Source organism: Streptococcus vulneris (genome assembly GCF_019218685.1).
Classification (GTDB): Bacteria; Bacillota; Bacilli; order Lactobacillales; family Streptococcaceae; genus Streptococcus; species Streptococcus vulneris.
Map to the genome: position 1 here is coordinate 103,799 of NZ_JAHUZC010000006.1, position 8,832 is coordinate 112,630.

Annotated in this window: 4 protein-coding genes; 1 reads left to right on the forward strand and 3 read right to left on the reverse strand. The window is 38.2% G+C overall.

Annotated features, from left to right (window positions below; translation table 11 throughout):
- Positions 1 to 70 precede the first annotated feature (70 nt).
- Positions 71 to 1,267, reverse strand: coding sequence for an MFS transporter (locus KUA57_RS05650; RefSeq protein ID WP_218493826.1), 1,197 nt, complete (start codon positions 1,265 to 1,267; stop codon positions 71 to 73).
- 418 nt (positions 1,268 to 1,685) lie between these two features.
- Here KUA57_RS05650 and KUA57_RS05655 point away from each other — a divergent pair, with 418 nt between their 5' ends.
- Positions 1,686 to 2,234: an NADPH-dependent FMN reductase gene (locus KUA57_RS05655; RefSeq protein WP_120718607.1), complete on the forward strand. Its 549-nt coding sequence runs from the start codon at positions 1,686 to 1,688 to the stop codon at positions 2,232 to 2,234.
- Between the two features lie 120 nt (positions 2,235 to 2,354).
- Here the strand turns inward: KUA57_RS05655 and KUA57_RS05660 are convergent, their stop codons facing one another.
- Positions 2,355 to 6,230 (reverse strand): mucin-binding protein, encoded by a 3,876-nt coding sequence (locus KUA57_RS05660; protein WP_218493827.1) that lies wholly within the window; start codon positions 6,228 to 6,230, stop codon positions 2,355 to 2,357.
- Between the two features lie 150 nt (positions 6,231 to 6,380).
- The coding region (locus KUA57_RS05665; RefSeq protein WP_431830573.1) for a mucin-binding protein at positions 6,381 to 8,832 on the reverse strand (2,452 nt) is incomplete at its 5' end.

The window sequence follows — 8,832 nt, forward strand, 5'->3', positions numbered from 1 at the left end:
ATAGACACAAGCGAAATCACCGTATTAAAAAACCTGAGCTTGCACTCAAGTTTTCAGAAATTCTTTTAATCTATGGAATCATTTTATCATCTATTCTTTTAGCCATTTTTCCTAAAAAGATAGTCAGTAGAAGGCTAATCATGACTAAAAAGGATCCTAGATAAAGAAATGTTACTACAAAGCCTAAATTGTCAATCAACCAGCCTGTCAGTGGGAAGAAGACAATCATACTTAGACTAAACATCATAGAGTAGACACTCAGCATGGTTGCCCTTACTTCACTTGGGAGCCGCTCTTGCAAATCATTATCAAAAATCGGCTGAAAAAGAGCATATAGAGCATTACTAATCAAATAAACCAAAATATAGATTAGAGGTGTTCCAAAGTAGGACAGCAGGTAGGTAACTCCAGTCAGCAGGACGAGGACAGGGAAAAGCTTCAAGGCGGCATATCTCTTTCCAATCTTACTCGCTAGATAGACTGCGACGATATTCAAGAGACTTCCAAGTAGCATAACTGCTGAAATTTGCCAACTACTTAAATCTGGTAACTGATTTTGATAGTAAAAATAAAACATGCACATGAGTGTACCAACAATCTGAGACAAAATCATCCAGTTGAAGAGCATGGGATTTCGCTCCAACTCTTCCTTAACAGTCCACATAATCTGTTTCATGGTCACACTATCAGTTTTTTCTAGCTTGACACTGGGCTCTTTCAGCATCAAAATCAAGACAAGAACTATGATAGAAGTGGCAATCATGATATAGTAGGTCAGGTGCAATTGACCATGGACAAAAAATCCCGCCAACACTGTCCCCAAAGAACGAGTTCCTTCTGCTACTCCTGACATGAAACTTGAAATGGATAGATAGCGCTCCTTTAGCCCAGCCTCTACAGCCGAGTCATAGACCATTGCTGCACTTGTTCCTGAATCAAAATTATAAGACAAGGCACTTATCGCCATAGCTAGCGCATAAATCCAAAAATTTCCCTGCCCAGCCAACATAAGAATAGAAGACACAATCCCTGCTATACGACTTAAATAAAGGTTGGTCTTATAGGAATAGCGGTCAGCTAACATACCAGATGGAATTTCACAGAGAAGACTGGTCGTATGAAAAATACTCTCCAGAAGTCCAATCTGCCAAAGAGACATTCCGTTTTGACTGAGAAAGAGAATCCAAAAACTGGTAATCCCTAGAAATGCAAAAAACTCAACTCCGGCCATCAGGCCAATATTTTTCCGATAATTTCTTATTAACATCTTTTCTCCTTAACAAGTGTATTATTATTTCTTTTGTCCGTCACTTGTTAATCTTTGCCTTACATGATCTCCACCCCTTTTAGAAGCATTCTTCAATGCCATTATTGTTCCTTTAATGATTTATGAAATGATACCGGAAAATAGCTGTTCTGCGGTTTCTATTGCTAGTTTTCTTGTTTATTTTAGCACTTATGTCATTATATTACAAGAGAATATTGGAATACTCCTATAAAATCAAAGAAAACTAAAATCCAAAAAACAGTTCTTACTTTTCCAGTGGCAACTGACTAGAGTTTCAGCAATTTTATAATTTTCAAATAAACTCTGAGCAAATTTCTTGCAAGTCCTTTTGTTTTGTTGTAATATATTTTATAACAACGAGAGACTTCTCGGAAATTTAAGAAAAAGGAGACACATCATGTCTAAAAAAGTATTATTTATCGTCGGATCACTACGTCAAGGTTCTTTCAACCACCAAATGGCTCTCGAAGCTGAGAAAGCACTTGCTGGTAAAGCAGAGGTTAGCTACCTTGATTATTCAACCCTTCCTCTCTTCAGCCAAGATTTGGAAGTTCCAACACATCCAGCTGTAGCTGCTGCTCGTGAAGCAGTTCTCGCTGCGGATGCCATCTGGATTTTCTCTCCAGTCTATAACTTCTCTATCCCTGGTATGGTGAAAAACTTACTTGACTGGCTATCTCGCGCTCTTGACTTATCTGATACACGTGGCGCTTCTGCCCTTCAAGACAAGTTTGTTACCGTATCATCTGTAGCCAATGCAGGTCACGATCAACTCTTCGCTATTTACAAGGACCTTTTGCCATTCATCCGTACACAAGTCGTTGGTGACTTTACTGCTGCACGTGTCAATGACTCTGCCTGGGCAGACGGAAAATTGGTTCTTGAAGAAACAGTCCTAAACTCACTTGAAAAACAAGCTCAAGACTTGTTCGTAGCAATTCAATAAAAAATAGAAAATTTTAAGAAGTCCTTAATATAAAAATGAGCCACTTTAAATTTAAAGTTGCTCATTTTTTGTGCTATTTAATACTATACTACTAGTTAAATCAGTATTAACACTTTATATTTAGCGATGTCTTCTAGCATGACCACGAGTTCCTGGTCCAGTTCTAATTGGTTTAACTTGTTTACCTGGACGTGAAGGAACATGGTGTACTGGTCCATGATGAGGTCTCGTTAAATGCGGTTTAGGCTGAACACTTGGTTTTGGATGAGTAACAACTACGTTTGGTTTTGTAACAACTCCGACCACATGCGTGTGGCTAGTGGTGCCAGTATGAATGACACTTGTCACCTCTGAATGAGTTTCAGTTTCATTTGTTGTAATAGTGACAATCGGTGTTGTTGGACCCGCTGTTGCCGCATTTGAGGTAACAGTGGTTGTCGTTGTAGTTGTAGTCGTAGCCGTTCCACCAGGAACAGGTTTTGTCTCTGTTTTCTTATTAACAGATGTTTGTGAAGAAAAATCTGTTGGTTTAATTGCAGCCAAGGCTTCAGCTTGAGTTAAGCTAGGTTTTGAATCAGTAGTCGCTACCGGTTTTGGTTGCACAGCTGGTGTTGGTGTAGCTGGAGTAGATACTACTGGTTTAACAGGTGTTACCGGTGCAGGGGCTACTGGTTTCACTGGAGCAACTGGTTGTGGTGTGGCAACAGGCGCTGGAGTTACTGGTGTCGAAATTACTGGTTTGACTGGTGTTGATGGTGCTACCGGTTTTGGTTTAACTACAGGTGCTGGCTTAGCCGGAGTTGACACTGCTGGTTTAACCGGTGTTACTGGTTTTACCGATACGACGGGTTTTGCAACAATTGGTGATGATGCAACAACTGGATTCGGAACAGTCAAAACTGGTTTGATAGAAATTCCATTCCCTAGACTAGAAGGAGTTGCTGCAATAGTTGTTACTCCTTGTGGAGTGACATTTGGTTTATGAACAGTCGTATCCACTGACGCTACTGGTTTATCATCAATTCTTGTGATTTTCCAATTATCATAAATAACTGCACCAGTAACGAGGTTAACTCTCGCCACTCTTTCAAAAACTACAGATCGAACTACATCTTTGAAAGCTTGTTTGCCATCTTTTTGATATTTGTAGTGAATCGTCTGCTTGGTCATTTTTCTCAGTGTATCTAAATTTTCAACCGATTTAGGCCAAACAGGTGACAATGCATCTCCTGCTACTAATGGATTTCCAGCAATTGGTTTTGGATCATCTGCTGTAACAGTCACAACTTTTTCGATTAATTGAACTGAGAATACTTGATCAGTTTGTTTTTCACTGTCGAAACGTTTATCATTAGCATTTGCAAAACCATCATGTACTAATTCATATCCTTGTTTTAGGTACTGATTAATACGAGTTTTTGAATTATAAACAATTGTTTCACCTGGAAGACCAACTACACTATCCACATTTCCTAAAACTTTAGGACTTGTTTCTGTTTGATTGAGGTATTTAACCTGTGCTTTTTGTTGAGCAAGATAATCATAAACAACATGGATATCAGCCTGTGTCAAATATCCCTTACTATTAGCAGGTGTTTGTGACAAGACATATACTACACCATCTTTTTCGAAACGTTCAGGAACTTTAGCAGTCACATCATAGTTATTTCCCAACAAGTTAATGAGATTTGAACTCTTATCATGTGGTGTATTGAATGTTTCTAAAATAGCTTGACTTGTTTTATCACGATACTGAATATCAACTTTACCAAATTTAGCTTCTTCGTACACAGCTACCACGTTAGCTTGAGCTCGTGTAATCGTACCAGATGTCTTCGTATTGCTATAGAAACGATCATTCTGTGCATATTCTTTAAAGACATAATATTTACCATTTGGTGAATGCAATAAATAAGGTGCTGTGATAGATGTTGTTTGAATTCCTTTGTTTTCTTGAACTTCTGTCTCAGTTGTATTTCTCTCTAAAGTAGCTACATAGCTAGTATCAATTTTGGTAGATGGTCTTACAGTAGTGAATTTGTCTTGAAGGATACCTCCATTTTCCACCGCTGCAATGGCAGGAAGAAGCATTTTCCCTTGAGTATCAACGAAGCGAACGGCTACATCTCCATATACAAGGCGTCCATCTGTTCTTACCATATCTGGATTGGCAATTTTCCAATCAGAATCAGCAGCTTGTTCGTATTGGTCTGTAAGATTTTTACCTTTGGCATCAACAACTGTCAATGTCCCTGGAACATTTGATTTAAAACCATTTCTAGCTTCATTCAGATAATTAACTGTGTGACTTGTCGGAACACGGTCAACTCCAAAGTCTTTTGTACGTAATACATAAGTTCTTCCAGCCAACATCTTTCCAGATACCAATTCAAAGGTTAATTCATTATCTGCTGCCTTAAGAATCTTGAATTTGGCATGTTGACCAGGCTCTTCACGAGGTGCCTCCAAAATAACATTATGGCGATTTACCCTTGTTCTTGATGTATCAGGGCTAGTATTTATCATTTCGACATTGTGGGCACCACGTTCAACAAATTCACCGACAGTAGCAAACTTATTGAATTCTGTATCATTGATACGAACGGTGAAACGGGTCCCTGCACTAAAGTTTGATTTCCATGTTCCGATACGAAGAGTGCTGTTATATGTTTTGATACTACCATCATCATCCAACATAACATCACCTGTGAAGTTAGCTGTAGCTGGTGTATCATAAACTTTAGGTGCTCCTATATCTGTTTTAATCACAGTGTAATTCTTAGTGACTACATTTTGACCATTAACTGAAATAACACCAGTTACAGACTTATCCACGTTCACTCGAGGATAACGAATTCCACCTCTGTATTGAAGTTCAAAAGTAACATCATCTAAGCGTTCAATTTCGTCAGTAAAACGGTATGTTGCTTCAATATGACTCCCTTTGTCAACTAAATCCCATGATTCTTTTGTGTCCAAAGCAACGTCACGGTCTCCACGTGAAGCCCAGTATGAAAGGCTTCCAGCTTTGGTATTATCATTTTTCTGAACCAGACTCACTCGTTCTGCAAATACTTTACCTTCAGCAACCAATTTTTGAGGAAGATTATTATCTTGTGGCAATTCCTTCAAACCAATTGTAAAGATATCCCCCTTATGATAGGTACCATTTTTAAATTTTAATTGGAAGCGATAATCAGCAATACCTGTTGAAGTTACACGGTCGGCCATGTCGATTGTACCACTGGCAATAATATTTCCATTATCGATAGCTACATCCTGTATTTGAGTTGGCGATAGATTAGCGCTAATTTTCTTGCCGTGTCCTGCACGTTGCAACTCAGTATATACTGTTTCAATAGCTGAATACAGTTGATTTAATTGAGTCTTAAGATTTTCTGCACTAACAGATGAATCTTTCAACAAGGATTTTGATTGTGAAATCTGAATTGTTGCTGCCTTAACAGCTTCTTGAACCAAGGCTTTTTCTTCAACTTTACGATCTGCTTCTTGAGCATAACGAACAGCAACTTGATTTAAAACTTCTGCTTCTGATACAACCTGTTCCAAGGTAGTTTTTTCGACTGATTTTTCTTCTTTTACCTTCTCACTTGAAGCAGGTGAGGTAGTTTTTTCTTCACTAGACTTAACTTCTTTAGAAGTGAATTCTTTTGAGTCAGAATTTTTTGTCTCAGCTGCCACTTTAGACTCTGCTTCCTTCTTTAGAAGGGCATTGATATCTAATTCTTCTTTTTCCAAAACTGGAGCTTGAAGAGTTGAAGGTAATTCTGCTATTTTTTCCTCAGATTTCTCTTGCTTGGTCTCTTCTGGTTTTTCAGAGACTTTTTGTTCTTCTTTTTCAGTGCGATGTGAATCTACTTTCTGTTCATCTGCACTCACATTTGAATAAGTACCAAAAACCATCAAGGCAGCTACAGCAACAGATACTGCACCAAAACTTGATTTTCTAATGGAATACTTGTTTACCTTATTCATTTGATTCCGTTTTACTCTTGAATACATATATTTTCTCTCTAACTTTTTATGATAAAAAAGGGAGTGGAATTGATGCTGTATTGACATACATTCTCACTCCCTAAAACACTACACTTCCAATATTTTGTTGTCTAGAGTTTTGTTTTGATTTTATTCATCTCGTTTTGCTTTTCCAACTAAACTGAATCCAGCAATTAGACCAAGCACTCCTAGAGCTTGAGCCATACCAGAAGAGTGACCTGCAGTTTTTGGAAGGTCTTTTTCTCCCTCTTTTGGAGCTGGAGCTGGCGTTGGAACCGGAGTTGGTGTAACTTGTGGAATTGGTTGAACATTTCTATAAGTTACAGTTACAACTTGATTTCCAGTTTCTGCTGTAATTCCTTGAACCGAATCTACCTTAGCAAGATCAGGATTGTATCCTGCAATGGTTGGAGACACCACTTCGTCAAAACTTGTTACTCCATCTTCAGAAACCCAAGATGTACTTGTAGTTTTACCTGTTACATTATCGATACTTAACATACGTGAAAAACTTACTTGATCATGGTGATCTTCACTTGCTTTTGTACCATCTGCAAATACATAATGGATCGTTCTCTCTACTACTTTAGGAACATCTTTTTTAACAGTGATCTTATGTTTCAATAGAACTGTATAGTCTTGAACTTTAGTTTCATCTGTATCAAAAGTTGCATCTGTAGGGAAACCATCTTTCTGTAATAAGTACCCTTTTTCTATCAATGATTTCAAAACAGTTTCTGTCGTATAAGCAATCTTTTCTCCAGATTTACCAGTAACATTGTCTGTATGAACGACCTCATCCTTATTATCAACATCTATATAACGAACCACTGCAACTTGATCTTTCTTGACGTAAATTACCTTTGTATCTTCACCTGGATTTTCAGGTGTGACACTTGTACGCTCTGGTTTGTAGCCTACAATTTCAGGTACTGCAGTTTCTCCAGCTTTACGAGGATCATTTGCATCATTCATGTATTGTGGTTGAGGAGCATTTACAATCACATTTCCAGAAGCATCTACTGGAATGATTTTACCCAAAGCTTTATATGTAACTGTATCTGTTGCTTTTGGTGAATCTGGCGTAACTGTCTTAGCACCAGCTTCTGATTTATCAGCAAAATATCCTGCCACAACTGGGACTTTAACTATGCCATAGGTATGGTTCTTGTTTTCCCAAGTTGTTTCTTTAGTCGCTTCATTATATGATCCCTTGAAGACAAAATCATTTTGCACATTATCTTTAGGAGTTGCAGAATCTGCACCAGTAAAGCTCACAGTTTGCTCTGTTTCCTTAGATACTGGATCAATAATTTCATTATATGTTACAAAGGTATCTTTTCCGATACGATCAGGATCAGATTCATCATTTGGTTCGATTGTCTTGTCAACAATATTATATCCCCAAACAGTTGGTTGCGTATTATTTAATACATGGAATTTTGGAGCCGCAGGAATTTTTGTTTCCGCTGCTTTTGTTGCATCGTTTGGATCATTATCATAGTACTTATAGAGAGCGTCTTCAATGTTTTGTACAACCTCTCCTTGTTCATTGATATATTGTCCTTTATTATTGACTGCTACAATACGTCCCATTTCTTTCAAGTCGACATTAACTTCTGTATCTTGAGGAGAATTTGGGTTAACCTCCATCGTTCCTACTTTATTCACAGTAGCATAGAATTTTGGTGTAATAGGAGTTCGTACTGCTTTGAACACTGCATTAACAGATGAATCAGCTTCTGAATTAGTTGAACTATCTGGATCTGCTACAGTGGCACGTTTACCTCTTGATGAACGACGTACTGAACGCTCACCATTTTCTGTCACAGTTAAGCCTAATGGAGACTCTTGAGAATTAGTAACTTGTGGAGCTAAAGCTAGTCTTACACTAGATGATCTTACAACTCTTGTTACACTATTATTTGCTACTGTAGGAGTTGTAGCTGATGGTTGAGATGCTACTGGAGCTACAACATCTTGGTTTTTAATACCAGTAATCTTCCATTGTTCATAATTGATATCACCAGAAACCAAATTCACAAGAGCATTTCTTTCATAGCTGATATGTTGATCAATCGTTCCATATGCAGCTTTTCCATTTTTAAGGTAACGGAAGTTGATACGACGAGTTATTGTTTGAGTCAATTTCTCCATTCTCTCGACAGTACGTGGCCAATTTGGTGTATTTGGTTGTCCTGGATTGACTGGGGTGTTTGGTTGTGGTTTAGGATCTTTCGGTGTTACACGTTCAACACGTTCTGAAAGGGTTACAGTGTAGACTTGGTCACGTGCTGTATCGTAGTCATAAACCTTCGCACCACCCGCTGTGAATTCATCGCTAACAAGCTTATAGCCTTGTTTCTTGAATTCTGTGATTTGACTTGTTGTGCTGTAGGCAATGGCTTCACCTGACTTACCTGTCACTTCATCTGTTGTGAGAACACGGTTACCGTTAGTGCTTACGTAACGGATAATAGCTTTTTGAGCATCCTTACGGTAAGTAACTGTTTCAACACGGTCTTGGTCTTTCGCTTGAACTCCACTTACAGCTGGGATTTCTGATTTATCCGCTGTGTAA

Bases quoted from the DNA above. Each gene is read 5' to 3' on its own strand.
- KUA57_RS05650 (WP_218493826.1), bottom strand. From the start codon at position 1,267: ATGTTAATAAGAAATTATCGGAAAAATATTGGCCTGATGGCCGGAGTT.
- KUA57_RS05655 (WP_120718607.1), top strand. From the start codon at position 1,686: ATGTCTAAAAAAGTATTATTTATCGTCGGATCACTACGTCAAGGTTCT.
- KUA57_RS05660 (WP_218493827.1), bottom strand. From the start codon at position 6,230: ATGAATAAGGTAAACAAGTATTCCATTAGAAAATCAAGTTTTGGTGCA.